The 2,005-nt window shown below is 69.7% G+C and carries 2 protein-coding genes and 1 pseudogene; all 3 read left to right on the forward strand.

Going from position 1 to position 2,005, the window contains the following annotated elements; genetic code table 11:
• A pseudogene (locus tag JYJ84_RS35185) lies at positions 1–160 on the forward strand (lipopolysaccharide heptosyltransferase I); the annotation flags it as partial.
• A 34-nt stretch (positions 161–194) separates the two neighbouring features.
• Complete coding sequence (locus JYJ84_RS35190) at positions 195–1,079, forward strand: Kdo hydroxylase family protein (RefSeq protein ID WP_085039638.1); 885 nt, start codon at positions 195–197, stop codon at positions 1,077–1,079.
• A gap of 37 nt (positions 1,080–1,116) precedes the next feature.
• A partial coding sequence (waaA, locus tag JYJ84_RS35195) for a lipid IV(A) 3-deoxy-D-manno-octulosonic acid transferase (protein ID WP_205190171.1) occupies positions 1,117–2,005 on the forward strand: 889 nt, incomplete at its 3' end.

Below are 2,005 nucleotides of genomic sequence, written 5' to 3' on the forward strand. Positions count from 1 at the left end.
GGCCGCGCTGAAGCGTCCGACGGTCGAACTGTACAATTTCGCGACGGCCTGGCGGACCGGCGGCTACTGGTCGCCGAACGTCGTCAATCTCGGCACGGCGGGGCAACCCCCGTCGATCGCGCAGGTGAAGTCGGCGCTCGCGGGCTTCGGTCTCCTGTAACGCTGTCACACGCGCGAACCCACGCGAACCGAACATGAGCGAATCCCAGATCATCGAAGTCCCGTCCGCCGACTGGAGCGGACACAACCTGTCGGCGCCGCGCGAGCAGCTGCTGGCCGCCGTCGAGGAAGGCAAGGTGCTGTATTTCCCGCACCTGCGCTTCGCGATCGAAGGCGGCGAGGAAGCGCTGCTCGATCCGGCGCTCGCCGACCCGAAACGCAAGAACATCAGCCTCGCGCCGAACGGCGGCGCGCTCGCCGGCGTGCTCGGCGACAGCGTCACGCAGTCGGCGGTGCGCGCGCTCGTCGCGCGCTTCCAGCAGCAGGCCGGCACGCTCGTCGACGGCCTCTTTCCCGAATACCGCGGCAAGCTGCGCGTCGCGCCGACCAGCCTGCGGCTGATGCAGGTCGAGACGCGCCAGACCTCGTGGCGCAAGGACGACAGCCGGCTGCACGTCGACGCGTTCCCGTCGCGGCCCAACTACGGCGAGCGCATCCTGCGCGTGTTCACGAACGTGAACCCGGCCGGCGTGCCGCGCGTGTGGCGCGTCGGCGAGCCGTTCGAGGACGTCGCGAAGCGCTTCCTGCCGCACATCAAGCCGCAGTTGCCGGGCGCCGCGTGGCTGCTGAACCTGCTGCACGTGACGAAGTCGCCGCGCAGCGCGTACGACCACCTGATGCTGAACCTGCACGACAGCATGAAGGCCGATCTCGACTACCAGAAGACGAGCCCGCAGGAGACGATGCCGTTTCCGCCCGGCTGCGTGTGGATATGTTTCTCGGATCAGACTTCGCACGCTGTGATGTCCGGCCAGTTCATGCTCGAGCAGACCTTCTTCCTGCCGGTCGACGCGATGGTCCGCCGCGAATGCGCGCCGCTCGGCATTCTCGAACGCCTGAAGGGCAGGGCGCTGGTTTGAGCGCGCATCTTCTCCGAGGCAACACGAGGGCCGCTGCATGCTGAGGGCGATCTATCGCGCGCTGTGGTGGCTCGTCGCCCCGATCGCCGTCATCCGGCTTTACGTGCGCTCGCGCAAGGAGCGCGGCTATCGCGAGCACATCGGTGAACGCTTCGGCCACGTGGCAGGCCGTTCACGCGACGACCGCGCGCCGCTGATCTGGGTGCATGCGGTATCGGTCGGCGAGACGCGCGCGGCGCAGCCGCTGATCGACGCGCTGATGCACGCGCGCCCCGATGCGCGCATCCTGCTCACGCACATGACGCCGAGCGGCCGTGCGACCGGCGAACAGATCTTCGGCGATCGCGTGCTGCGCTGCTACCTGCCGTACGACATGCCCGGCGCGGTGCGGCGCTTCCTGCGCGCGTGGCGGCCGACGCTCGGCCTCGTGATGGAAACCGAGGTGTGGCCCACGCTGATCGACGAGTGCCGTCGTGCGGACGTGCCGTTGGTGCTGACCAATGCGCGCATGTCCGCGCGTTCGTTCCGGCGTGCGTCGAAGTTCGGCGCGGCGACGCACGACGTGTTCGGCGGCTTCTCGCGCGTGCTCGCGCAGAGCCCGGCCGATGCGGAGCGGCTGACGTCGCTCGGCGCACGCAACGTGACCGTACTCGGCAACCTGAAGTTCGACATGACGACGCCGCCGGAACTCGCGGCGCGCGGCCATGCGTGGCGCGACGCGATCGGCGCGCGGCCCGTGTGGGTGGCCGCGAGCACGCGCGAGAACGAGGAGGCGCTGGTGCTCGAGGCATTCGCGGCGATGCGCACGCCCGGCACGCTGCTGGTGCTCGTGCCGCGTCATCCGCAGCGTTTCGCCGAGGTCGAGGCGCTCGTCGAGCGCAGCGGGCTCAAGTGCGTGCGACGCTCGGTGTGGGCGGCCGACACGG

Source organism: Burkholderia sp. LMG 13014 (assembly GCF_905232215.1).
Classification (GTDB): domain Bacteria; phylum Pseudomonadota; class Gammaproteobacteria; order Burkholderiales; family Burkholderiaceae; genus Burkholderia.